This is a genomic window from Bacillota bacterium, assembly GCA_024655925.1.
Lineage (GTDB): Bacteria > Bacillota > DTU025 > DTU025 > JANLFS01 > JANLFS01.
In genome coordinates this window covers 1-23,933 of sequence record JANLFS010000006.1, presented here as the reverse complement: position 1 = coordinate 23,933, position 23,933 = coordinate 1, and the positions used below count along the sequence as shown (strand labels likewise).

At 59.4% G+C, this 23,933-nt stretch carries 21 protein-coding genes; 4 read left to right on the top strand and 17 right to left on the bottom strand.

Annotation, left to right across the window (positions count from 1 at the left end):
* Nucleotides 1–170: 170 nt before the first annotated feature.
* Nucleotides 171–557: a GntR family transcriptional regulator gene (locus tag NUW23_01625; GenBank protein ID MCR4424878.1), complete on the bottom strand. Its 387-nt coding sequence runs from the start codon at nucleotides 555–557 to the stop codon at nucleotides 171–173.
* A gap of 896 nt (nucleotides 558–1,453) precedes the next feature.
* Between NUW23_01625 and NUW23_01620 the strand changes: the two genes are divergently transcribed.
* A complete protein-coding gene (locus NUW23_01620; GenBank protein MCR4424877.1) occupies nucleotides 1,454–1,927 on the top strand; it encodes a transposase in 474 nt (157 codons plus the stop codon).
* 74 nt (nucleotides 1,928–2,001) lie between these two features.
* Here NUW23_01620 and NUW23_01615 read toward each other — a convergent pair whose 3' ends face one another.
* The 15 genes from NUW23_01615 to NUW23_01545 all read right to left on the bottom strand — a co-directional run bounded on the left by NUW23_01615 (nucleotide 2,002) and on the right by NUW23_01545 (nucleotide 18,719).
* Nucleotides 2,002–2,658, bottom strand: coding sequence for a response regulator (locus NUW23_01615; protein ID MCR4424876.1), 657 nt, complete (start codon nucleotides 2,656–2,658; stop codon nucleotides 2,002–2,004).
* Nucleotides 2,624–4,030 carry a HAMP domain-containing histidine kinase gene (locus NUW23_01610; GenBank protein ID MCR4424875.1) on the bottom strand — a complete coding sequence of 469 codons (1,407 nt, stop codon included), beginning with the start codon at nucleotides 4,028–4,030 and terminating at the stop codon, nucleotides 2,624–2,626. The genes NUW23_01615 and NUW23_01610 overlap by 35 nt, the downstream gene beginning before the upstream one ends.
* Nucleotides 4,031–4,060: 30 nt before the next feature.
* Nucleotides 4,061–4,240, bottom strand: coding sequence for a hypothetical protein (locus tag NUW23_01605; GenBank protein MCR4424874.1), 180 nt, complete (start codon nucleotides 4,238–4,240; stop codon nucleotides 4,061–4,063).
* Between the two features lie 113 nt (nucleotides 4,241–4,353).
* Complete coding sequence (locus NUW23_01600; GenBank protein ID MCR4424873.1) at nucleotides 4,354–5,667, bottom strand: TRAP transporter large permease subunit; 1,314 nt, start codon at nucleotides 5,665–5,667, stop codon at nucleotides 4,354–4,356.
* A gap of 114 nt (nucleotides 5,668–5,781) precedes the next feature.
* Nucleotides 5,782–7,500 (bottom strand): gamma-glutamyltransferase, encoded by a 1,719-nt coding sequence (ggt, locus tag NUW23_01595; protein ID MCR4424872.1) that lies wholly within the window; start codon nucleotides 7,498–7,500, stop codon nucleotides 5,782–5,784.
* Between the two features lie 47 nt (nucleotides 7,501–7,547).
* Nucleotides 7,548–8,615 carry a succinylglutamate desuccinylase/aspartoacylase family protein gene (locus NUW23_01590; GenBank protein MCR4424871.1) on the bottom strand — a complete coding sequence of 356 codons (1,068 nt, stop codon included), beginning with the start codon at nucleotides 8,613–8,615 and terminating at the stop codon, nucleotides 7,548–7,550.
* Between the two features lie 34 nt (nucleotides 8,616–8,649).
* On the bottom strand, nucleotides 8,650–9,237 hold the full coding sequence (locus NUW23_01585) for a DUF6305 family protein (protein MCR4424870.1): 588 nt from the start codon (nucleotides 9,235–9,237) through the stop codon (nucleotides 8,650–8,652).
* A 94-nt stretch (nucleotides 9,238–9,331) separates the two neighbouring features.
* Complete coding sequence (locus tag NUW23_01580; GenBank protein ID MCR4424869.1) at nucleotides 9,332–10,471, bottom strand: succinylglutamate desuccinylase; 1,140 nt, start codon at nucleotides 10,469–10,471, stop codon at nucleotides 9,332–9,334.
* A gap of 441 nt (nucleotides 10,472–10,912) precedes the next feature.
* Nucleotides 10,913–11,650, bottom strand: coding sequence for a hypothetical protein (locus tag NUW23_01575; GenBank protein MCR4424868.1), 738 nt, complete (start codon nucleotides 11,648–11,650; stop codon nucleotides 10,913–10,915).
* Between the two features lie 114 nt (nucleotides 11,651–11,764).
* Nucleotides 11,765–13,417, bottom strand: a complete 1,653-nt coding sequence (locus NUW23_01570) for a C69 family dipeptidase (GenBank protein MCR4424867.1) — start codon at nucleotides 13,415–13,417, stop codon at nucleotides 11,765–11,767.
* A 228-nt stretch (nucleotides 13,418–13,645) separates the two neighbouring features.
* Nucleotides 13,646–15,220 carry a C69 family dipeptidase gene (locus NUW23_01565; GenBank protein MCR4424866.1) on the bottom strand — a complete coding sequence of 525 codons (1,575 nt, stop codon included), beginning with the start codon at nucleotides 15,218–15,220 and terminating at the stop codon, nucleotides 13,646–13,648.
* Between the two features lie 167 nt (nucleotides 15,221–15,387).
* Complete coding sequence (locus NUW23_01560; GenBank protein MCR4424865.1) at nucleotides 15,388–16,557, bottom strand: succinylglutamate desuccinylase; 1,170 nt, start codon at nucleotides 16,555–16,557, stop codon at nucleotides 15,388–15,390.
* A gap of 25 nt (nucleotides 16,558–16,582) precedes the next feature.
* Complete coding sequence (locus tag NUW23_01555; GenBank protein MCR4424864.1) at nucleotides 16,583–16,738, bottom strand: hypothetical protein; 156 nt, start codon at nucleotides 16,736–16,738, stop codon at nucleotides 16,583–16,585.
* 22 nt (nucleotides 16,739–16,760) lie between these two features.
* Nucleotides 16,761–18,050 carry a C4-dicarboxylate ABC transporter gene (locus tag NUW23_01550; GenBank protein ID MCR4424863.1) on the bottom strand — a complete coding sequence of 430 codons (1,290 nt, stop codon included), beginning with the start codon at nucleotides 18,048–18,050 and terminating at the stop codon, nucleotides 16,761–16,763.
* A 21-nt stretch (nucleotides 18,051–18,071) separates the two neighbouring features.
* On the bottom strand, nucleotides 18,072–18,719 hold the full coding sequence (locus NUW23_01545; protein ID MCR4424862.1) for a DUF6305 family protein: 648 nt from the start codon (nucleotides 18,717–18,719) through the stop codon (nucleotides 18,072–18,074).
* Between the two features lie 247 nt (nucleotides 18,720–18,966).
* Between NUW23_01545 and NUW23_01540 the strand changes: the two genes are divergently transcribed.
* The 3 genes from NUW23_01540 to NUW23_01530 all read left to right on the top strand — a co-directional run bounded on the left by NUW23_01540 (nucleotide 18,967) and on the right by NUW23_01530 (nucleotide 23,606).
* Complete coding sequence (locus NUW23_01540) at nucleotides 18,967–20,520, top strand: C69 family dipeptidase (protein MCR4424861.1); 1,554 nt, start codon at nucleotides 18,967–18,969, stop codon at nucleotides 20,518–20,520.
* A 213-nt stretch (nucleotides 20,521–20,733) separates the two neighbouring features.
* Nucleotides 20,734–22,365, top strand: a complete 1,632-nt coding sequence (locus tag NUW23_01535) for a C69 family dipeptidase (GenBank protein ID MCR4424860.1) — start codon at nucleotides 20,734–20,736, stop codon at nucleotides 22,363–22,365.
* Between the two features lie 296 nt (nucleotides 22,366–22,661).
* Complete coding sequence (locus tag NUW23_01530) at nucleotides 22,662–23,606, top strand: DMT family transporter (GenBank protein MCR4424859.1); 945 nt, start codon at nucleotides 22,662–22,664, stop codon at nucleotides 23,604–23,606.
* Nucleotides 23,607–23,682: 76 nt separating this feature from the next.
* On the opposite strand, the gene NUW23_01525 is transcribed toward NUW23_01530, so the two are convergent.
* Nucleotides 23,683–23,933 (bottom strand): thiamine pyrophosphate-dependent enzyme (locus tag NUW23_01525; GenBank protein ID MCR4424858.1); only part of this gene is annotated, 251 nt, incomplete at its 5' end.

Below are 23,933 nucleotides of genomic sequence, written 5' to 3'. Positions count from 1 at the left end.
TCCCGGAGTCCGGGCGGGCCAAGTTCATGATCAACCTGATGGTGGTGGTCTTTCCCGCGCCGTTCGGTCCAATCAGGCCCATGATGTATCCTCGCGGGAGTTCAAACGAAACATCCTGCAGTTCGAACCCGGGGTATGACTTCGAGACACGATCAAGCTTCAACACTGGCTCAGTCATGCGAAGGCCTCCCTTTCAGAAGTTCCTCAAACATGTTCCCTAGATCCCTGTCACTCAAGCCAAGCTCGCGCCCTATCCTTATGCCCTCCTTCAGGTGGCGGCTGACCACCCCGGCCTTGAGGTAGGCCCTTACATGGTCAGGGATGTCAGCCACGAAAGTCCCAAGCCCTGTGCGGGTTATTATGAGGCCTTCCGCCTCGAGCTCAGAGTAGGCGCGCCTGGTGGTTATGACGCTCGCCAGCAGGTCCTCCGCCAGCTGCCGGATGGACGGCAGAGGGTCCCCCGGCCGAAGATCCCCCGAGAGGATCCTCGCCTTCACCTGATCAACTATCTGCTGGTAGAGGGGGACTGGGTTGTTGGGGGACACCGAGATCTCCATGGACCACACTCGCTTTCGGGTCTGCCAGAACGGTGTGTATATAGTCTATACACACTATAACCAGCCGACGGGTCTCTGTCAACACCTCGCTCTTCCCGCCTGCTACGCGCCTCTGACACTGTCACCCCATAACGCGACTGAGACAGTGGCATCCACAGGGAAGGGGAACATGACCTTGGCCCGGGAAGTTCGAAAGAGGGTCCACGTGGTGAACCACGTGGTGGACATGCCCGTGCACAGGCAGATACAACCGGGCGAGCCCCCCGCGCGGCCCGGGACGGCCGACATTGCGGCGCCGCCCGAAGCCAGGCCAGCGCCGTGTCCGATCGGGCGACGGCCGAATGGGAACCACTAATTGGCTCACAGACCGACGCCCGCCCATGCTGGTATGGGCCAAAGGCAAACCTGCTCTCTTCGGCCCTCAAAACACCCAGTATGCCACTAGGTACCTGCCACATTGGGGCAGTCCCAATTAATGGTTGAGGCCTCGTCGGGGTCATGGTAGTATGTGGATGTCGCGAGGGTCCAACGAAAGACGTGCCGTGAAAAGTCAATATCGAAAGAGCGAACCCGCACCTTGACAAGTGAAGAAGGAGTCTACAGCTAAACAGACTGCCAGCGAACAATTCCGTGCCCGCATGGGCCTCTCTAGCTGGTATAACGGCTGCCAGCTGAAAGGAGAGACTCTCCATGCCGATGTCAAGGATGCGAGTAACCAATATGCACGGATTCGAGGCCGGCGAGATCGCCAAGCTTGCGGCGCGTCGATAAGCTATATGCGCGTCAGACTCTTACAGCGGAGCACCAAGCGCCCTGCAAGGGCGGACAAGGGGGCTCAGGAAGCCTTCAAAAAAGGGCGGCTGCATCAGTGGACGACCTCTCCCGAGCTGATGTGCGTGAGCCGACGCAAGGAGGTTTGGGTCATCCTCCACAACTACTGCCCCCACAGATCCATAGCCGCTGAGTATGAGTGCAAGTACCGGGGCAGGCTTCATCTCGTCTTCCTGCCCCCGTACTCGCCGGAGCTCAACCCGCAGGAGAACATGTGGGCATGGCTCAAGGACTACTGCGCCCGAACCTGGGCGTATCGAGTTGACAAAGACCTACGCAAGAGAATAACCAGGTTTCGCGTGTATGCCTACAACATTCCCAGCAAAGTCAGAAGGCGTGTAGACGCCAGGGTCCGCGGCCTCAGGCTGGCGCGAGAACACCGCTTCCCGCTGGCGCGACGACGAATGACGAAGCCGCGCCAGCCTCCTATCGGGAGCCGGTCGCGGCCTCGTGGGGTCGTGAGACGACTACCCAGGTCGGACCGTATGGGCGAACTCGATGCGGGCTCCGGCGTGCAGCCCGGAGATGGATACATCTGACCCCGCCATCCACCAAACCACCTTATCCACGAGGTTCATACCCATCAGACTGCGCGGTGCCGGAAGCTCCCGCTTCAGCCGTGGGGTAGCTGACGCTTGAGCCTGTAGAGTTTTTTCGGGCGCCCGCGCCTTCCGTAGTCCAGCCTCGCTTCGACCACGCCGTCCCGCTCAAGTGCGTCCATGTATCTCCATACTGTCTGATATGCGATTCCGACCCTAGCGGCGAGGTCCTCGGCGGCGACTCCATCGTCCTGCCCGCCGTCAGCTGTGCCGGCGCGGTCGCGGAGTTCTCCCAGGATGAGATCCATGGTTTGCTGGGTGATCCCTTTGGGAAGGTGGGCGGAGGGAGCACGGGTGGCGTCGGTCGACGTCATGTGCAGGCGTATCCGCGAGATGAAATCCGCGGCCTTCACCGGCTTGATCGCAAAGTCGTTCGCGCCCGCCTCTCGGAACCTCTCGGCCAAAGCCATTCTCTCGTCGACTGTGAGAACGACTATGGGGACTTCCGGGTTCTGGGCACGCACCGCCCGGACAAAAGCCAGGCCGTCCATGCCGGGCATGTGGTAATCTGCCACCACCACATCGAAGCCCCCGTCGCAAGCCAAACCCACTGCCTCCTCGGGGTAAGCCGAGGTCTCTACATGCCATCCCGCCATCTCCCCGATGGCGCGCAGGGTGTACAGGATGTCCTCATCGTCATCGACCGCAAGAATCCTGGGCTTTGGCTCCATTTCCCCTCATCCCCGGCACGATAATCTTGCAGAGCGTCCCTCTGCTCTTTCCGTTCGTGATCTCTATCTTGCCCCCATGTTCTGCGACAATGTCCTTCACAAAAGGCAGCCCCAGCCCTGTGCTGTTCTTCGTGGAGTACCCCGGGTCCCAGCAATGCAAGAGGGCTTCTTCGCTCATCCCCGGACCGTCGTCCTCTACGATTATGCTGAGGTCCTCGCCTTCCCGGTCAAATCTGACCACCACACGCTCGGCAGATGAGTCGAGGGCGTTGTCTATCAAGTTCATCATGGCTCTGGCCAAGCGGGTCTCGTTCACCTCAATCCAGGGAAGGTCGTTTCGCTCCACCACAGACACCGCCCCCCGAGTCTTCTCCTCCGGAAGGTGGGCCCGGAGCACCGAGATGAACTCCCGGGCAGGCATCCACCGCCGGGCATCTGAGCTCAGAAGTTGCCGGATCATGCTGTCCATTCGATCTGAGGCCTGGGATATCTTCGCTGCATGTTCTCGGACACCCCGCGCCCCTTCCGGCGCCTGCGCCATCATTGACGCCAGTCCTTGGATCGTGGTGAGAGGAGTCCTGAGATCGTGGACGAGCGTCTGCATCTCGCGGTAAGTGCGGGCCAACACGGCCTCGGAACGTATCCGCGCAAGTTCCGCGCTCTTCCGCCTTTCGGCCTCGACCAGCCTGATGTGGGCCTGGTAGTCTACCATGAATTTCGCGGTTATCAGGGCGCTCGCCACGAGCACAGATGACATCAGGACACCTATCAGGTTCAGCAGGGACTCGGCTCCCATGATAAGCGCAGCATCTTTGACCGCCGTCGAGACCTCACCCCTTCCAAAACCCAGGGCTGACAGGGCCGGAACGATGTCGAGCCACTGGAACCCGAAAAGGAACTGCGTCACTATTACCGCGGTCTTGGATCTGCTCTCCGAGGCCCTGCTGATCCTGAGCGTGCCCACAACCCCGGCGATGCTCAAGACCGCAGGCATAGCGAAGTCGTAGGTGATGCCGTAAATCCTCTTGATGATGACGTAGGTCAGGGGCACAGTGAAGACGGGGATCAGGAAGTACATCCAGGTAGCGCGCCTGCGAGCCACCCCCGCCCGGACCAGAATGTCGGCTACCACCAGGGATCCAAGGTAGGTGGGAACGATCCTCACCGTGTTCATCAAGACCAGCCGCACGCAGGAATCAAGGAGCGGAACGATGTCCACACCTTCCAAAGCCTGCCACAGAAGGTCCAGAATGCGAAGGTTGCGCACGTTGAGAAAAGCGGGGTTCAAGAAGAAGACGCCGAAAAGGGCGGCGCCATACGCCATCGCGTGGGCCGTCCCGAGGCGCTCAGTCCCTCCCAGACGCTCGTTCATCCGGGCACCACCCACCGGTCACGACGAGAGTTACTTGATGAGGGTGAGCCTGAGGAGAAGAGGTATCAACACCATCCCCCCGACGATCTGGGCAGACATTCTCCGCTCCCGGACCACGTTTGCGGCAACACCCAAAACGATCCCCGCAAGGATCAGGAGATAGATGGGAGTAAGCCACCCGGATGTCGCAAACCTCAGGTAGTTTGACATTCGACCACCTCCGCGGGACTCCTTCATGACCCGGCCGATGCCTTGAGATTCCAGCCACAGCCCACCCCTTAGGACTCCAGTGGGACAAGCGCCTGGACACAACTCCAGACCCTCTACGAACCTATCAACTTCCCAACCGTCACGGCCTGCGAAAGGACTAGGAAAGCAAAGGCCAGCATGATGAGGCCCGGAATGACGCACGCGCGTATGACTTTGGCCCTGAAGATCTGCGTCGGCTCGATTGACTGGGCTGCGAGCGTCGGAACTAGTGCAATCGGGGGAATCAAATCGCCCATGGCCGCCATCAAGGACAGAGCTGCCGCTGTCACAATCTCGTTGTTCCCTAGAAGGGCAAGGAGCATCGGCACCCCCATCACGGACGACGAGGCATACGCTGAGATGGCCCCGAACAGCGGAAGAACCGCCGTCGCCCCCAGGAACAGATACTGCTTCGGGATGTCCAGCGCAGTGGTGACCAGAAGCCCGCGGACACCCGATACCGTCATAACCTGAACGAACATTCCTGCCCCGACCAGAATTCCCATGACCGGGAGAGCCAACCCAACCCCTTCAACCACGGTCCGAGGCAGGCTGATCCTGCGGCCGGATACTGCCGCAAACAGAGTGCCGACCACGAAAATGAGGGGGATTCCAGGGTCCGGCACCTTCCCGCCCGGCAGCCTGGCGGCGGCCATCATCAGAAGAACAGCCGCGAGCGGGAGGTAGATCACGCCCCCCTTTATCCCATGAACAGGTTCTGCCACCTGTGCAACAAGGCCGCCGGAGGGTGCTTTCACCCGCGCTTCCGCTGCTGGCCCCGTGTCCGGCCTCTTGCCGAGAGCGGCCCACAAAGCCACGAGGACTGCTAGCGGCAGCGCAATCAAGGCCAGTGGGATGTCGAACCCGACGTAGGGCATATCTATTCCCGCCCCTATTATCATCACAGGGATGTTGACCGGTGGGGCGATCATACCGATGATGCTGCCGAGCGCCACGAAAGCAGCGGCTCTTGCCCGCGGGAAACCTGCCCGGTCCAATACAGGCAGCACAAACCTCCCGGTGGTGAGAGCGGACGCAGTGGATGACCCTGTGAGCATGCCCGGGATCATCACGAGGACCATGGAGACGAGAGAGAGCGGAACCCGGCGCTGGCCGAACCTCCTCACTATCCGGGATGAGATCTCCTCGAGAATCCCGGAGTTTTCCAAGGCCTTCATGAAGATCATGGCGGTTGCGATGATCACGAGAACATCGAAGTACCCGAACATCCCCTCTATGAGGTGCCTCGGGTTTGCCGCGAGTCCTGCCGCCACGAGCCCGGCCACGGCCGCGCCTGCAGTGGCGAGGGCGGCAGGCAATCTGAGAGCCGCGACTAGCAAGATGAACGCGCCAACCATGACAGTGAAGGTCGTGACCTCGGACAACATGCTCACCACCGCTTCCAGGCAACGGGCGGCCGCGCCTCCCTGATCCGTGACTGAGGTGTGGCCGCCCGCAGTTCGTCTCGGCCCCGGCGAACAACCTGGGCCGGTTCTCCGATTCTAGTAGCCTATCGCTGCTCCGTCGCGCCTGGGATCGGCCGCGCCCCTGAGCCATCCAGTCTCGGGGTCAACCATGACTCCCTGCGCGCCACCGAAGTAAAGGTCGTAAGCTCCCAGAGCAGAGTTATCATTGATCGGGTAGCCGAGCGCCTTGAGCCCTTCCAGCACTTCTGCAGGCATCCGGGACTCGTGCTCGAACACGTCGCTTCCCTCACGCACGTAGAACCTGGGGGTCTCGATCGCCTCCTGCAGGCCCATCTTGTGGTCGATTATGAAGGAGAGAAGCTGGGTCATGGTGGGCACGATCCGGGAGCCGCCGGGCGTCCCGATCGTTAGGAACGGTTCCCTGTTCTTGAGCACGATAGTCGGGCAGATGCTCGTCCGCATCCTCTTGCCGGGAGCGATGGAGTTCCCGGCTTTCGTGTCGGAGGAGAAGTTGTAGACTTCGTTGTTGAGGATGATCCCGGTCCCGGGCACCGCATGTCCTGCGCCCCAGAAGGAGCTGATGGTCTGGGTGATGGCGACCATGTTCCTGTCCTTGTCGACGACGGAGATATGTGTGGTGCTTGGGGACTCGTAACCGTAGGTGCCGGTCGCCGCCGCCTTCTCTGGCGCCAACGCTCCAGCCTTGATCTGTGCGTGCGGGGTCATCTTCTTGAGACTGAACTCACCTGCGCGCGCTGCGGCGTAGTCTTCGGAGAGCATGGCCTGTAGAGGCACGTTTACGAAATCGGGATCGGCCACGTACTCGCGGTAGTCCCTGAAAGATCTCTTAATGGCCTCTGACATCACGTGGATAGCCTGCGCGCTCGGATAGCCCATTGAAGCCACATCGAAATTCTCCGTTATGGCGAGGGCGTTTGCGAGAGTCGCTCCGCCCACAGGCGGCGGGGCGATGAAGATGTCGTATCCCCGGTAGTTGATGCGAACCGGCCACCTGATGACCGCCTTGTACTCGGCAAGGTCCTCAAGGGAGAGGTAGCCGCCGTTCGCCTGGACCGTTGATGCCATCGCTTCCGCGAGCTCGCCCTTGTAGAACACGTCGGGACCGCCTTCGGCTATCTTCCTCAGCGAGGACGCAAGCTGCGGGTTCTTGAGAATATCGCCTTCAAACGGGGGAAGCCCGTCGATGAGGTATATGCTTGCCAGGCCGGGGTCGGCGGCGATCTTCTGGAAGCTGTCCTCAATCATCTGGGCAAGAGTCGTTGGGATTGGAAATCCTTCTTCGGCGAGCTTGATGGCGGGAGCAAGCACCTCAGGAAGGCTCATGGTCCCGTACTTCTCGAGTGCCATAGCCAGACCGGCTACCAGTCCGGGAGTCCCGATGGATTTCCATCCTGTGCTCGGCATGCTCTTGCCGTAGAAGGCCTCCGCAGCGCCTTTGGGTGCCGTGGACCTGTAGTCAACAACGACCGCTCTCTCCTCTTGAGTGGAGTAGAACACGAACATCCCCTCTCCACCCAGACCGGAAGCGTTCGGTTCCACCACTCCCATGGCAAAAGCCGTCGCGACTGCGGCATCCACTGCGTTGCCGCCTGCTTTCAGAATGTCCACGCCTACCTGAGCGGCAAGCGGGCTTGCCGCAGCGACCATACCGTGCTCGGCCCGGACTTCCTGAAGGACCGTGGACGATGCCTGACCGAATGATACGGCGACCATCGACACTGCAATGAACACCGCGACAAACAGGACAGACCGCTTCATAAGACGTCCTAGCATGCTATTTACCTCCTCCTGTGCTTAAAGTAATGGGTACGCTGGAGTGACTACCTGAGCCAGGTCCCTAGCCCGTCTCGGATCAGATCGCCGGGGGCCGGCAGTCCGGTCCATACAGGCCGGGAGCCGCGCATCAGTTCGACAGAATTGAGAATAGCCTCTATGCCTGTAAGATGAATCGCAACCCTCTTCGAGAGGGGGTTCTCAGGGTCGTTTACCACGTCGGGATCGACGATGTTCTGTTCCTGGCCGGGGTTAGGCGTCTCGATGAGGAAAGCCAGAACATCTGTGCGGTCACCCCACTCCCGGTGCGACAAACCCCAGGACGTTGGGGCGGACTGATCCACGTTCATGGGCATACCCGCCATCTCCATATCGACGACAGCCAAGGCTGCTATGTCCAGGTTCTTGGGGTTAGCCACTATCATGTTGGCCAGGCGTGAAGTGACGCCAGCCTCGTGGAGGTCTATGGCTATGTTCACCTTCTCGACTTCGATTAACTGCGAGAAAGCGTACGCCAGTTGCTCCGTGAGGGACCCATCAGGCTTTCCCGGGTGCACCCGGTTGAGATTCCTGGACTCATTCCCGGCCATCTCACCGCCTGACCATTCATGAACATAAGTAGCTGGATCTGGTCCCTGATGCTCAAGGCTAGTGCGCCGGTCCCCGTACCGGAAGGTCCTCACCCCACTGGCCGTCTCGATTGAGAACCACTGGATGCCAGGGCGGAGGGTATCGGGGATACTGGAGGCACTGTTGTTGGCGCGTGGTACCACAATCACGCGCCCAGACTCGACGACTGCACGCTCGACGATGAGAGTCGCAGCCATGACTCCCGCTATCTCATTCCCATGAGTGCCGCCCAAGATAAGAAGGGTAGGGCCAGGCTTCTTGCCCTCGAGATAGTAGACAGCTGTATCCACTGGGGTGTGTGCGATGGCAGGATGGTAGGCTGAAAGCCACTTGATCGCCGTGGCCCCGTATCCGGGCCTCACGTCGTGGGTCACAGGGGCAGGAAGATTCCCTACCCCCAGTCGGTCGGCGGCTCCCGCTCCTACAGTCAGCGACAACACGAGGAGCAGTCCAAGGGCAGTTGTGCAGAACGCGCTCCTTCTCATAATGTCACCTTCATCCAGAGTTGAGGCTTGCTGATCAGTTCTTGCCCGTCCCAGGCATCAATCCGACAAATTCGGGTCCAACGGCGTTACGGTCTTCCACGATCACAAGCGGGATGTTGCGTTCCGCGGCCATCTTGGTGAAGAAACCGTCTGCGTTGCCCGCTGAGGCGACTATGATCCTGTGAGCGTAAGATCCAACCATCTTGGAGACTTCATCCGAGCTGGCTCCCCGCCGAGCGGTGCCGCCGATGTGGACAAGCACTACGTAGATGTTATTCTTCTTGGCCTCTTCCAGAAGCGCCTTGACCCTGGCAATTTCTTGGTCGATGTTGATGCCGGCGGCCCCCAGGCCCTTCGCGCTCACTCCAACCGCGAACACGAGGGTCTTGACTCCCGCTAGGTCCTCAACCTTGGCAAGTTGCTTGTAGGGCATGTTGAGCCCGCTCTTGTCGTTGACAACAACCTTAAGGATGAGCCCGTCCGGGCTCTGCCCAGCCGATGTGATCAGGGCCGGGTAAGCAGGCTCCGCAGCGGCCAGGACGGACCCTGCTGCGAGTGTCGCCATGACCAGGATTGCGAGCCCGGCCGCGACGCTCGCGTGATAGACGATGTTTCGAGCCATGTTGTGCTCCCCTTTCGAAATGGACTTGGGCCTGTTTGCGCCACTGTCGGTCCAGACGGTATGAACCCCAGCTCCGGTGCCAATGGGCCGGTCTCTACCTGCCGCCATAAGCAGACGGCGAGATGAATGAACCGACGCCAGAGGAGATGATCTCCTGGTAACTTGGCACCCCTTCGACAACAATTCCCCGGTCCGGGTTGAGATCCGAGAACACAGATGTGATCGCAAGCACCGAAGCGACATGCCGCCCCACCCGTTGGTCGATGGGAACGCCTGCGCGGGTATACGGGATGAAGAGCCTACCCTGTCCTGCGGCTTTGACATACATCTTGTCCTTGCCGGAGACTATGAGGGACTCGTCGGTTCTCCCCCTGAGCCTACCTTGTGCGGGGTTAGGCGACTCCAGAAGGAAGGCAAGCACCTGGGTGTGATCGCCCCACTCCCTGTGTGAAAGGCCTCTGAGGGACGGAGGTGACGGCTCTATACCGATGTCAACTGCTTCATCCGCAAGGTTGATGCTGGCAAGGGCGGCTATGTCCATGGCTCGCTCGTGAGCAACGATAGCGTTGTTCACGGGATACTCAGGGGAGGATTCGTGCATATCGATGGCAACATCAACATGCTCGTCCACGAGAATCCGCATTATCGCGTAGGCCACCCGCTGGGTGAGTGTGCCGTCCACCTTGCCTGGATAGGCTCGATTGAGGTTTCTTGATTCTGTCCCGGCGAGTTTCTGGCTGGCGACTGGCTCAACATACACGGTTGGGTCCGGCCACTGGTGGACGGGGTTGGTGAGTCTGGAGCCGTAGGGCATGATCCTGTCGCCCGAGGGCGTAGAAATCCGGAAGGATGACGGGTACCCCTCCTGGGGCAGGGTGTGGCTGAATCCCGATGCGTTCGCATACGGGATCACGATCATCCGGCCGCGGGTTACTCGAGCTCGCTCCGCAATGAGCACCGCAGCCAACGCCCCAGCGCCCTCGTCGGGGTGTGCCCCTCCCATGACGAACAAGGTGCCCCCAGGCTCCTCACCTTGGAATACCAAGACCAGGGTATCCCCGGGAGTGCCGGCGAGATTCGGGTTGTACTGGGAGAGCATACGGATCTCGGTGACCGAGTCCGAGGGATAGACTTCGAGTGCGGTACCTTGCGGCGTGAACCAAGAGCCCGAAACGCAGACAACTGCGACCGAAAGAGCGATCACCATGTACCCCCGGATTCTGACACGGTTCACTGGCTCAACCTCCGGCGTCCCGAATCAGCGCGCTGATGCGCCTGAAAGCCTCTTTTCGGCAGCTGAGCCTGGGGCTCCTACATACTAACATATTTCTCTCCAGTGGGATTTGGCGCCACATATGGGTGAGAACAGGGCTGTGGATCACCCAGACGGAGATCAGCCAGCAAATGATGGGCATTTGCTTGCAGACGAAGGCAAGAAGAAGACTCAAATGAGGAGGGTCATAGCTGTGGAGACACTTATCCCACGCGTTCTTCTTTTTGCTGTCGCATTAGGGTTCAGCCCAGACCGGCAACGTCGCGATGCTTACTCGGCAGGCCCGCTCCCCATCGGAGAGCGAGCCTGCTGTCAAAACAAGATCATGCATTTAGGACCCGCGTTCAGGGGATCACGATAATGGTCCAATGAGTCTCCCCACGGGAGACCGGCCTACCCTTCTCACGTCCAGCCCGAATAGGTGATGACTCGATCGACGACCTCAACGCGGGCAGGGTTACCGCTCGCCGCACTTCCCTGCCACTCCGTCATCGTCCGCCTGGTCCAGTTCTCGAACGCGTCCAGCTCGTACTGGTATACCCGCTTCATAAGTTGCGACCCGTCGGGTCCATAGACAGACTCCTCCGAAACGTGGCCGACCTCGCCGTAGGTCTTGGCGACTCGGGACACGAGCGCGCCGTCCGCATTGAAGACCAGCTCATAGTCTATCTTCCCATCCGCCCTATAGGCGCGGGTCGTCCAAGACTGAAGCTTGCCCTCTGCGTCGTAGACTCTCTCCTCGAGGACCCTGCCAGAAGCGTCCCTGGAGATCGCGGTCCTGGTCAGGACCATATTGCCCATGGAATAAGTGATCTTCTCGACGAGGTTCCCCTCCGGGTCGTGGTTGTAGACTGTATGCCCAGATAGCGTCCCTTTCGGGGGGCCGTACTCGGAACGGTCCTTCATACGGCCGTATGGGTCGTAGCCCCATACTGAAAGCAGAATCTGCCCGGTCTCAACCGGGGTGCCTGACTCCCACGAAACACTGGATACCATGGACACAACGCTATGTACGAGCCCTCTCAGCCCGTCTTCTTCTACATCGGAGCGCGGAACCACCGGAGCCTGCGCCCCACCCCTTAGGGCCGCTGGGAACAGGAGAAGAAGAAACAGGGTTGCTAGCACGGTTATTCTCTGCATGTCGATCACCTCCGATGCCTTCCAGCCTCCCAGTGGGCAGTTATATGAGGGCGGCAGGCCCCCACCGGTACTGAGCCCGGCCGGAAGCCTGCCGCCTGTGTCTCGTGCTTCAGACTACTTCTTGGGTATCGTGCTCTCCCCGAAGCCGACCTCTTTAAGCCACCACTCAGGGTACCCAACAGTCTGGTATTTCCACTCATCGTCTCCGTATACGTAACCATCCGCGTACCTGCCCACGAGTTGGCTCGCGAGCTTCCAGTAGGCGTCGACGACCCGGTTTGCCACGGAATTCGTGTAAGTGGTCAGGAACGTCCGGGCAAGGTCGGGGTTCTGCTTGTAGAGGGCGATCGCAGTCTGCTCGATGACAGGCTGCATCGCGAAGAACTCCGCCTCGAGCGGGTCGCGGACTGCCTTGATGTCTTCGATCATGTAGGAGTACTTCAGGTCCGCCCAGTTCGACACGAAGTTGAAGGCCCACCACGCTGACTCCCGGCTGAAGACGTCGTAGGAGCCGCCCCTCATGCCGACTGCGAAGGACTTGGGAAGCTCGGTGACGCCACTGTAGATCGGGATGTAGCAGGTGGAGTGAGGCGCATCGTAGCCGAACCAAGTCATGCCGCCGATCCAGTCGGGCATGCCCTTGCGAGCCACAACGACCGTGGAGAAGTTCGTGCGGAACATCGAGATCGCCCGCTCCCAGCCGGAGCTTCCAGGAGGGTTGGCACTGGAGGGTGTCGGGTACCTGTTGGGGGTACCGAACGGACCTGCCGCCATGCCCACGGTCAGATCAAACTCAGTGCCCTCGTAGTGGTCACGGTTGATCCTCATGATATCCTGCACCGTCACGGGCTTATCGGGCTTGATGGAGAAGGGGTACCGCTCAGCGTAAGGATCGAGGTTCAAAGACGGGGCCAGAAGATCAAACACTCTCCATTCGCGGCGGGCGTTGTACGCGGAGTAGGCCTTGGCGCCGTATGTCTCGTAGACCTTGAACTCCTTGCCGCTCGCTGGATCCCACCAGCCCATCTCTTCGGCGAGCGAGAAGATGTTAGGGGACGCCATGAAATGGTCGGGATCACTCAGGTCGATGGCTCCTATGCGGCTCCGGTTGGCCGAGACGCCCACATGTCCATCGGGAACGCGCTGCGCAACCCAGACTGCACCGGGCTCGCCACATCCAGGCTCCCACAGCGGACCGGGTCCCCATATCTCAAAGAACCATGCCTCGTTCGGATCGATTACGGTCAGGCACTCGCCGCCTATGCCGTACCCGTACTTCTCGGCGAGTTCGCCCATTACCTTGATGGCCTCACGTGCAGTGGCAGCGCGTTCCAGCGCAACTCTCTGCAGCTCGACCAGGTCGAACCAGCCTTTGTTGTTGGTCAGCTCACGGCGTCCGCCGATGGTCGTCTCTCCTATGCCGACCTGCTTCTCGTTCTGGAACGAGTAGGATGCGTTTATGTAAGCGTAGGTATGCGGGACCTGCGGGATCTCCCCAACTACCGTGATGGGATAGCGCTTCTGTCCGTAGGGGCCGAAGTCCGTGTTCTTGAGAACCGGTCTCATCGACCCGGGTTCCCAGTCCTTCGCCGGAACCACGGTAACGTGGAAGGTGTCGGTTCCGGAGTCATCAGTGTGGGTCGTCATGGCGGATCCGTCGGCAGACGCCCCAGGGGTGACTGGAATCGACGTGCATGCATTTGCCGTCGACGAAAGAACCCCTACGAGGAACACCAACAGGATTGCCACAGTGAGCCTCTTCTTCATCGGTTCGTTCTCCTCCTATGCAGAATTATCTGGCGCAATGCCGTGCCGCCAGCCGGCTCAGCAGAGCTCGGGTGACCTCCCAGAAGAATCTTCGGCGCGTTTGGAAGGACTCCTTCATGACCCCTGAATTGCCACAATTGCCCATTTGGAGGGTTTTCCGCTCCGGTACAGACCGGCAACGGACTCCGCCGAAACCGGGGAGCCTGCCGCCTGGTTCAGCACCTATGTCTATGGCCTCACGAGCTTCTTGTACCCTACTTCTTTGAGCCACCACTCCGGGTACCCGACCGTCTTGAGGTCCACGTAACCGTCCTGGTACTTCACTGCAAGTCTATCCGCAAGCGCCCAGTAGGCTGCGACTACCCTGTCAGCCAGGTCGTTGGAGTAGTTGGTTAGGAACTTGACTGCGAGTTGTGGGTCGATCTTGTAAAGCTCGAGGGCAGCCTTCTCTACCGCGGACTGCATGGCGAGAGCCTCGGCTTCGAACTTGCCGGAGACCTCACGGATGTCTTTGATCATGTAGTTGAACTTAAGGTCGGCGTAGTTCGAGACATAGTTGAACGCCCACCATGCAGCATTCCGGTCTAGCACGTCCCGGCGGCCGATGGAGAAAGACACCGGCACCGAGGTCGTGGCACAGTAGAACGGAACGTAAGTCGTGGAGTGCGGGGCATCTTCTCCGAACCAGATCACACCGCCAATCTCGTTTGGCAGCCAGCTCCTGGACTGCGTGATGATGGAGTAAGAGCACCGGAACATCGAGATTGCCCGCTCCCACTCACCTAGCGTTGTGGGAGTCGCATATCGGTTCGGATTCCCGAACGGGCCCGCAGCCATTCCCTTGGTCAAGTCGAACTCCGTGCCCTCGTAGTAGTCACGCTTGATCGCCATGAGGTCAGCCACGGAGACCTTCTTGTCAGGCTTGACTGTGAAGGGATATTCCTCGGCCCATGGGTCGAGATTGAGTGACGGCGCCAGGAGCGACAGCACCCTCCATTCGCGGCGAATGTTGTAGAAGGAATCCTTGGGGCCATACGCCTTGGCGAAATTGAACGGGCCCTGAGAAGGATCCCACCAGCCCATTTCCTGCGCAACATCAAATACATTCTTCGAATACATGTAGTTGTCCGGATCATCCGTCCTTATTTCGCCGATCCGGGACCGGTTGGCGGAGACGCCAACCTGATCGTCTGGTATCCTCACAGCCGCCCACACAGCACCCTTTTCAAACGGGCCGGCCCCGAAGATTTCAAAGAACCATGCCTCGTTCGGGTCTGTGACGGTCAGGCATTCGCCGGAATCGCCATACCCGTATGTCTCGGCCAGTTCGCCCATGATCTGCACGGCCTCTCGTGCGGTCCGGGCGCGCTCGAGTGCGACCCTCTGCAGCTCCCAGATCTCGAACCAGCCTTCGTTGTTGCGAAGCTCACGCCGTCCGCCTATGGTCGTCTCGCCCATCATGACCTGGTTCTCGTTGGCAAATGGGTAGGCGATGTCGAAGTAGGCGTAAGTCTTGGCAACCTGCGGGATTTCCCCCACTTTCACGGCCTGCGGCAAATCGAGGCCCTGGCCGCCACCTTTCATTACAGGCCGCATCGCACCGGGCTCGTGAGTCTTCGCGGGCACCAATGTGATTCTGAACTCGTACCTGCCGTCGCAGGTATGGGTGGTCATGACCGAACCGTCGGCGGATGCGTCCTTGCCTACTACGATCGATGTACAGGCAACTGCAGATACCGCTGGCACCAGGAAGGCCAACGCCATCGCAACTGCGAGAACACCCCAACGCAATTTAGTTTTCATATGTCTTACCCCCTTCGCTTTCATAACGGCCATGTGCCGACTTGGAGCAGATCTGAACATACCCGGACTAGGTTGTTTCCCTGGCATCCTCCTTCCCGGGTTCGATTGTCCCATCGCATTGCCTCACCCCAGCCCAGACGTGAGTTGCCGCCGCCATGCTGTCCGACCTAGTCGTAGATAACCCTGTCTTCGGGCGCTGCCTCTGGGTTTCTCAGAAAAGCACCAACCCCCTCGGTCACCACATCAACGTAGCGCGGCAAGCCTTCGAAGGCTATCGGCCTCTCGGGATAGAACTCGGAGTACATCTCCACAATGCCGGCAATCGTGGAGTTGTGACGACCGACCCGCTTGCCGATATGCCAGCCTTCACTGTCAATCCTCTCGTATAGGAGCCCGTGTTGGCCTGCCCTCATCACGAACTCATCCTTGCCAGAAAGGAGAAGGTTTTCGTCCGTGATTCCCCGGACGCGGTCGAGAAAAGGCTCCGGAGTCTCCGGCTGGAAAACCAGCGCATCTGTGTGGTCTCCCACTTCTCTGTGCGAGAGCCCGTGCAGTTTCTGAGGCGAGTACTCGACCCCTATCCTGAACTCGCTGGCGGAAACCATCATCGACACCACGGCTGCGATGTCGGCAGCCCTCTGATGGGCGACAATAGTGCTGATCACCGGGTATTCAAGCTCCGCCTCATGGAGATCGATGAAGACGTCGACGTTCTCCTTTCTGATCAGCTCCACGAACGCTGCGCATACTCGCTCCGTGATCATCCCGGATTCCCGGCCGGGCCACGTACGGTTGAGGTTCCGTATGTCCATGTACGCAAGAAGCTGCCCACTTGGATAATGGACGTAGACCTCAGGATCCGGCCACGAATCCAAGGGGTTGGACCACCGATCCCCCATCCTGAACTTACGCCCTCCGAATTCCGTGGGAATGGTGAAGTAAAGCGGGTACGCATCGCCCGGTCGGGTGACCGTGGACGCGCTCCGGTTCGCCCTGGGTGCAACCAGGATTCGCCCCTCCGTAGGGATACATTGCTCCACCATCATGACGGTAGACAGCACGGTCGCCGGCTCTTCCGGGTGAGTGGAGCCTATCACGAGAAGCGTCCCTCCAGGCACCCCAGAGTCCAACACATACACGTTGCAGTCAGCCACCGTCCCACGTAACGCTGGAGAGTAGTCGGAGAGCTTCCTCACCTCTGTGACCCCCGGCCCCAGCACTACAGGTTCCGGATAATGCCGATGCTGGTAGAACTGCACCACAGCTGGAACAACGAGGGCGACCCAAAGGAGCGCGATGACCAACCGCGTGTAGAGAAGCCTGACCTTGTTGGGCATCCCCGTCTTACGCCTCCTTCCGCCCTCACTTAATGCGCAGCAAGCGCAGGATGAACGGTGTGAACACCACAGCATAGAGAACCATTCTCTGAGGGTCGCGAGACTTCAGGAAATTCGATACGATCACGGCGGCTACGGCCGCTGTCATCAGGTAGTAAGCTGCTGTTACGAAAGTTTCCATGCGGCGCACCCTCCCGTCGTCCTCAGCCGCCAATGAGGAAGCTGAGTCTCGAGCTGCATGCCACGTAAACCGTCCCTAGCGCCAAAATGAACGCCATAGGCACTACGCATTCACGCAGGAACCCGCGGTAATAGTCGCCGGAATACTCGACTGACATGACTGCCGCCCGGCCCACAGGCGCAGTGGGAGGCAGCGCGTCGCCCAAAGGCCACATCGCCGCCATTCCAGCGAGCGCGATGATGGGGTTGTAGCCCTTCATGTTGAAAAGGAGCACGAGCGGAACACCGAGCAACGGAGCTGCCGCATACTGGAAAATCCCTTCCGATAGGGGCAGGATCAGGAAGAGAGTCGCGAACAACACCGTGAGCGGCAAGGTTACAACGGAGAGGGATATCAGGCCGCGGGCTCCTGAGAGTGCCATAATCTGCACTAGAACGCCGACCACGGTGATAGTGCCGATCAACGGGAGAAGTCCCTCGACCGTCTTGGAGGCAACCGCAAATACGGATACCCGTACAGGCGACAGCAAAACCACCGATGCAGCGGTGATCAGAAACACCAGCGGAAGCCCGATGACAGGCATCTGGTGTGGCCAGATGCGACCTGCAAGGATGAGCCCGAAGAACACGAGGAACGGAACGGCGACCCTGTACCAAATCATCCGCGGCGGCGGTTCCGGCAGCTCACGAAGGGCCTGAGCCACGTCCACCTCGGTCCCTCGCCAGCCAAGGTAGAACGCGCTGAAGAGTGCTCCTGCCACCGAAATCACACCGAGGGGAAGAGTGAACCCAACATAAGGCATGTTCGAGCCAGCCGCAGTCATCATGGCCCAGAGGTTGATGGGCGGTGCCGCAGCACTCATCGCGGCGCAAAGAAACACGATCGCGGCAGCGCGGTGCTTGGGGATCCCCATGTACCCGAGCACGGTTCCGACAAATCCGCCGACTACCAGGACAGTAACCGTCCCCGCCCCGGTGAGCGCCCCGGGCACAAGCATGATGAGAGTGAGAAGCAGGAGCAACATGAACCTGCTTCGGTGGAACCTTGAGATGATCCCGCGGACTATGTAGGATACACCGCCCGTCTCGCGCATGAGGTTCATGAACAGGGTAGCCGTGATGAAGATGAGCGTGACGTCAAAGTATGTGAAGGTGCCTTCCACAAGATGCCGCGCGGGAACCCCTGCCCCGTGGGCAAAGGCCCCAACGAACGCCGCGCACAGCATAGCCAATTCGTTGCTGAGCCTGGCCAATCGCGCGACGGCGAATGCCGTGACCATCGCCGCGAGAACAAGCGTTGCATGTGAGAACACGATAGACTCACCTCACGTCGCCTACTTAGTCGGCGCGGAGAACAGCACTCTGAACACGTATTCGAAATCTGCAGCCTCTTTTGTTCTTACAATAGGAATCCCCTTTTGCTTCGCGGTGTTGGTGAAATACCCATCCTTGTCGACTTCGGATCTGACGATCAAGAGATCCGACTGAGGGGCGACAGCCTTGTTTGACTTCTCGTCATATTCGTCTGTCCGTCTGGACGATCCTTCTATCTGAGCCCCGATGATGAAGATCCCCGACTTTCGCGCCTGGGCGACAAGGGCATTGCACCGTGCCACCTCCCCATCCACGTCGACCCCTGCTCCGCCCATACCTTTGAGTGAAGTCCCCATTGTCATGATCAACGTCTTGTATGCTGTCTTAGGGTCCTTGCCCGCCTGGGCCAGCTGCTCATGAGTGAGAAGGTCATTCTGGACACACGCCACGCCGATCCTCCGGAAGAGCATCCTTACCATGACAGATCCTGGACTCTGCCCAATGGTCGTAACCACTACCGGGCCAGACAGGGTAGGAAGAGTCTCCGGGATTTCCAGACCTTCGGGCTTCGGGGGCTGTCCATGGACAGAGCCCGACCCCAGAACCACAGCCACCAGCCCGATCACGACGAGGAGAATGCGCCTGCGCGAGACAATCTTCGCCAACATCGACATTACACCCCCTGTGAGCTGCGTAGTTGATTAGGAACGGCCCAGCGTCTTGTCCTGGAGAATGTCTTCGCCGCGCCATTGGGAACTCCTCCAATATACACTCTCTTCGTTCAATTTCCAGCATTCCTTACATAAGCAGTGTGCATGGCTATTATTTCCTGGAATCACTCAAGTCAGAAGGTTTGGACAAGACGTCGTCGAACACGAAATCAGAACCCTCAACACAATCCAGGAGGTGCGCCACATGAGGCTAAGGTCCAGGTACAGTCTGGTTCTGGTGACGTTGGTCGCGATCTTGGTCGCGGCGGCTCCGGCTTTGGCGTGCACATCTATTCCTGTCTCCAAGGGTGCATCGGCAGATGGGTCGGTCATGACCGCGCACACCTGCGATGGATGGTATGATGCCCGCACATGGGTTGTTCCTGGTAAGCAGCACGAGCCTGGCGAGATGATGCCAGTGTACTGCAACCTCCTGCATGCTGATCGTACAACCCCCGAGAAAATCGGCGAGATCCCGCAGGCGCCTGTCACCTACACCTACTTCCACGTCGCTTACCCCTACATGAACGAGCATCAGGTGATCATGGGGGAGACGACAATCGGCAATCGCCCGGAGTTGAACACAACCGAGGGCATCATGTACATCGAAACCCTCCAGATCATCGGATTGCAGCGGGCAAAGACTGCGCGTGAAGCAATTCAGATCATGGGCCAGATGGCAGAAGAGTACGGCTACATAGATCGTGGTGAGTGCCTGACAGTGGGAGATCCCAATGAGATCTGGCACTTCGAGATAATGCCCCCTGGCGCGTTCGAGAAAGGTGCCATCTGGGCTGCTGTCAGGATTCCCGAGGGCCATGTTGGTGTCTCTGCGAACCGCAGCAGAATAGGTAAGATCGATCCCAACGACCCAGAGAACTACATGTTCTCCGCGAACGTATTCTCGGCCGCCGAGGAGATGGGCTGGTGGGATCCAAAGAGCGGCGAGCCATTCCTCTTCTACGATGCTTACAACCCAAAGGACTCCATGGGATCGAGAAGGCGCGAGTGGAGGGTGCTGTCGTGGGCGGCCCCGTCTCTCAATCTCGACCCGAATGGTTCCAGATTCCCGTTCACGGTAAAGGCTGAGCGCCCGATAACCATCCAGGATATGTTCAAGATCTACCGCGATACCATGGAGGGCACGCCTTTCGACAAGGCAAACGTGCCTGACTGGTACGCACCGGATTCCAAGGGGAATTGGGCCAAGAGCCCGTTTGCGACACCGCACGCAAACGCCGACATGCGGGCCTTGATGAACATCCCAGCCGAGCGGAACATCTCCATACCCGGCTGCTCCTATCACACGGTTCTGCAGGCCCGGTCGTGGCTGCCGAATCAGGTGGGCGGGCTTTGCTGGTTTGGATTGAACAACCCCGACACCAGCGTCTATATTCCGATCTACGCGGGTGTGTCCAGCCTTCCGAAGAACTACGCAGTGAATGACAGGAGCGTGTTCAGCCTCTCGAACTACAAGGAGTCGGCCTGGTGGGCGTTCGACTTCATCGACAACTTGGTAAACCGCAGGTACCAGGACATGATCAAAGACCTCCGCGCGGTACGGGACCCGTTCGAGGCGGAACAGTTCGCGCTGCAGCCGGCAATCGAGAAGGTGGTTGCTGACCTGCTCAAGGTCAATCCTGAACTTGCGGTCAAGTTCCTGACCGATTACACCCACACCCGTGCGAGCATGGCGGTTGATCTGTTCTGGTCACTCGCCGAAAAGCTCACAGTGAAGTACGACGACAGGACGTTCTAGCACGTGGACAGGGCCTGGAGTCCCGATAGTTGGGGGAGCACCGAGCAGTTGGGCGAAAATCGGCTTTGGCAGGCGACAAGGGAGGTTCAGAAGAACGAATCCGGGCTAGTGGACAGAGTAGTCGTGACGAATTGGATTTGGTCCCTCTCCGGTCAGCGTTGACCCTTCACGCAGTGCAGCTAAACCTGGACTACATCGAGAGGAGGGTGTTCCATGATGCGCAACCGTGTTGTCGTGGCTGTGCTCGTCTGTCTGTCTGTTTCCGTGTTCCTGGGCTCGACTGCCGCACTTGCGTGCACCGACGTGGTGGTTGGAAAGAACGCCTCTCGGGACGGCTCCACCATCACCTCTCACACCTGCGATGAAGGCGGGTACGGCGGTGGTGGATCAGGCATAGGGTACGACGCCCGCATCCGGGTGGTCCCCGGACAGACCTTTCCGGAAGGAAGCACCTTCACGGTCTATCGACAAACGTGCGAGGCGGGACCCAGCGCCCCATTGATCGTAGTGGGCGAGATTCCCCAGGTAGAGAAGACCTACACCTACTTCCACGTCGCGTATCCTTTCCTCAACGAGCACGGGCTGGCCATCGGAGAGACTACGATAGCTCAGCGAGAAGAGCTTGTCCCCAGTGATCGAGCCATACTCACCATCGAGCAGCTTGAGATCCTCGCCCTCCAGCGGTGCAAGACCGCCAGGGAGGCAATCGTGGTCATAGGGGAGTTGGCTGAGAGATACGGATTCCAGTCGTCCTGCGCAAGCATGGGTGAATGTATCACCCTGGCGGACGGCAATGAAGCCTGGGTGATGGAAATCTACGGGGTCGGACCGTTCTGGACCCCTGACTCGGGAGAGCCCGGCGCGATCTGGGTAGCTCGCCGAGTGGGAGACGACCAGGTGTGCGTCGTGCCCAACGTGAGCCGGATCGGCGTCATTGAGGAAGGGAACCTTGACTTCATGTACTCCAAGTCATACAAGGACGTCGCCATCGAAAACGGCTGGTACGACCCTGCAAGCGGCGAACCTTTCAACATTACCACGGCTTACACCCCCGAGACTGGCTCATGGTCCGCAGACTCCATGTGGATCAGGAACAGACTGTGGTACATCTACAGCCTCCTGTGCCCTTCACAGACCTGGGACCATGATGCGCCGCTATCCGCGTATCCGTTCTCGGTGAAACCCGAGAAGAAGGTCTCCGTGCAGGACGTCATAGCGTTCCAACGAAGCTCCTTTGAAGGAACCGAGCATTCCCTGGCGGATCTGCCTGCGTGGTTTGTCCCTGATGGAAAGGGCGGCAAGACCAAGAGCCCGCTCGCCACGCCTTTCATAACAGACGACATGGCCAACCTGCTCTGTTTCGAGAACGAGCGGCCGGTCTCCAGGTACAACTGCTCATATGGTTTTGTGGCTGAGGTGAGGAGTTGGTTGCCGGAACCGGTGAAGGCGTGCCTTTGGTACTACAACGACAACCCAGCGACGTCGATGTATGTGCCGGTGTACAATGGCGTCACCGAACTGCCCGTGAGCTGGAGAACGAACGACCGGTTCCAGTACTCCCGCAATTCCGCGTGGTGGGCATTTGCCACCGTGGATCAGTATGCAGGATTCCGGTTCCAGGATGCCATCAAAGACATAGCGGCCGCCAGAGATCCTGTTGAAGCAGGGTTCTTTGCGATGCAACCATGCATAGAGCGGGTCGCTGCTGAAATCTGGGCGCGAGACCCTGCCGCGGCGCGCAGCTTCATCACAGGATATACATCCATGTGCATGAAGAAGGCGGAGTCGACGTACTGGGAGCTTGCGGACTTGCTCATGTGTAAGTATGTGAACAACCAGTACTAACACCCAAAGCGGTGGGATCACGCCCGATCAGGGACATGCGTGGGCCGTCCTATTTGGCAGTGAAGAGGCCAAGGCACAGGCATATAATCCGCTGGCCAAGGTCATGAACTTGCGCTCGCCCCAGGATCACTAGATGAACATGTTATTACGCGGGGCTGTGACGGTGCGCGAGAATGCCCACGCACCGTCACACGGCCCCACAACCCCGAATGTCGCGCTGCATTCTTCGGTGGGGCCGGATTCACATCAGCATCGCCATAGCCTCCATATGTCCCACTTGAACAGGGCGTCATGGTATGGTACATAGAAGATGCACGCAATTCGAGTCTCATCTCGAACCTCGAGACCGCCCATTCATCGGCACCGAAGGAGGTACTACACTGGCCACCCTCGCCCTCGCTCTCGTTATCGGAGCTGCCTTGATCCATGCAAGTTGGAACCTCATTGCAAAGCGCGCTGGAGGTGGGGAGTGCTTTGTGTTCTCGTGCGGTGCCTTCTCTTCGGCAGTGTGGGTGCCGCTCGCGGCGTGGGCGGCAGTGACACGGCAGCCGGCGATCGGGCTTCCTCACTTGATAGCCATTGCGGGAAGTTCAGTTCTCCACCTTGGCTACTTCGTCTTTCTGCACAGGGGTTACCGCTCGGGAGACCTCTCCCTCGTCTACCCGCTATCCAGAGGAGTCGGCCCCCTGCTCGCCACCGCGGTCGCTATAACCTTCCTCGGCGAAAGGCCCAGTGTACTGGCATTGTCTGGGGCGGCGTTGATCGTGGGAGGGGCCTTCTTTCTCGCAGGGGGAACTCAGAGTCTTAAACGGCCTGGCGCCCGGGAGGCAGCGAGGTATGGCATTGTGACGGGCGTACTCATAGCCTGCTATACACTCTGGGACAAGTGGGGCGTGGGCACCCTGGCCATACCTCCGCTTCTCTACGATTGGGCGGTCAGCACTGGACGAACCATACTCATGGCTCCCTACGCCATGCAGCACCGGGAGGAAGTCCGAGAGGTCTTCCGGGCTCACTGGCGCGAAGCTGTTGCAGTCGCGTTCCTATCCCCACTTTCCTACATTATGGTTCTCACTGCACTTGCTACATCTCCGGTGAGCTACGTGGCTCCAGCCCGCGAGGTCAGTATCCTTGTAGGCACCATCATGGGCGCCCGCTTGCTCGCCGAGGCGGACGGACCGCGGCGGATGGCCGCCGCGGCGGTCATGGTCATCGGCGTCATCGGCCTCGCGCTTGGGTAGAGCAAGAGGCCGGGGACTCATTCCCCGGCTGTCGCTGTCGCTGCCCTTTTGCCAGCGCCTGTCCGCTATGTCGCACCTATGCGAATTCCCTGATCTTGTCCAGGTCCGGACCCATCGAGCAGTCGGTGGTTCTCTCTACAATCACGTCGATAACGTATGGAACCCCGGACGCAACCGCCCTCTTGAGCGCGGGCATGATTTCCTCTGGTTTGGTGATCCTCTCCCCGCGCGCCCCGTATCCCTCGGCAACCTTCACGAAGTCGATCATCTTGTCTCCGTACCACAGATCGACGGCATGCTCGAACCCGTAAGCGTACTTCTGGTTCT

Coding starts and splice junctions, on each gene's coding strand:
- NUW23_01605 (MCR4424874.1), bottom strand. CDS start 4,240: ATGTCAAACTACCTGAGGTTTGCGACATCCGGGTGGCTTACTCCCATC.
- NUW23_01590 (MCR4424871.1), bottom strand. CDS start 8,615: ATGAGAAGGAGCGCGTTCTGCACAACTGCCCTTGGACTGCTCCTCGTG.
- NUW23_01610 (MCR4424875.1), bottom strand. CDS start 4,030: ATGAACGAGCGTCTGGGAGGGACTGAGCGCCTCGGGACGGCCCACGCG.
- NUW23_01575 (MCR4424868.1), bottom strand. CDS start 11,650: ATGCAGAGAATAACCGTGCTAGCAACCCTGTTTCTTCTTCTCCTGTTC.
- NUW23_01540 (MCR4424861.1), top strand. CDS start 18,967: ATGAGGCTAAGGTCCAGGTACAGTCTGGTTCTGGTGACGTTGGTCGCG.
- ggt (MCR4424872.1), bottom strand. CDS start 7,500: ATGCTAGGACGTCTTATGAAGCGGTCTGTCCTGTTTGTCGCGGTGTTC.
- NUW23_01585 (MCR4424870.1), bottom strand. CDS start 9,237: ATGGCTCGAAACATCGTCTATCACGCGAGCGTCGCGGCCGGGCTCGCA.
- NUW23_01615 (MCR4424876.1), bottom strand. CDS start 2,658: ATGGAGCCAAAGCCCAGGATTCTTGCGGTCGATGACGATGAGGACATC.
- NUW23_01535 (MCR4424860.1), top strand. CDS start 20,734: ATGATGCGCAACCGTGTTGTCGTGGCTGTGCTCGTCTGTCTGTCTGTT.
- NUW23_01545 (MCR4424862.1), bottom strand. CDS start 18,719: ATGTTGGCGAAGATTGTCTCGCGCAGGCGCATTCTCCTCGTCGTGATC.
- NUW23_01570 (MCR4424867.1), bottom strand. CDS start 13,417: ATGAAGAAGAGGCTCACTGTGGCAATCCTGTTGGTGTTCCTCGTAGGG.
- NUW23_01555 (MCR4424864.1), bottom strand. CDS start 16,738: ATGGAAACTTTCGTAACAGCAGCTTACTACCTGATGACAGCGGCCGTA.
- NUW23_01530 (MCR4424859.1), top strand. CDS start 22,662: ATGGTACATAGAAGATGCACGCAATTCGAGTCTCATCTCGAACCTCGA.
- NUW23_01565 (MCR4424866.1), bottom strand. CDS start 15,220: ATGAAAACTAAATTGCGTTGGGGTGTTCTCGCAGTTGCGATGGCGTTG.
- NUW23_01560 (MCR4424865.1), bottom strand. CDS start 16,557: ATGCCCAACAAGGTCAGGCTTCTCTACACGCGGTTGGTCATCGCGCTC.
- NUW23_01600 (MCR4424873.1), bottom strand. CDS start 5,667: ATGTTGTCCGAGGTCACGACCTTCACTGTCATGGTTGGCGCGTTCATC.
- NUW23_01625 (MCR4424878.1), bottom strand. CDS start 557: ATGGAGATCTCGGTGTCCCCCAACAACCCAGTCCCCCTCTACCAGCAG.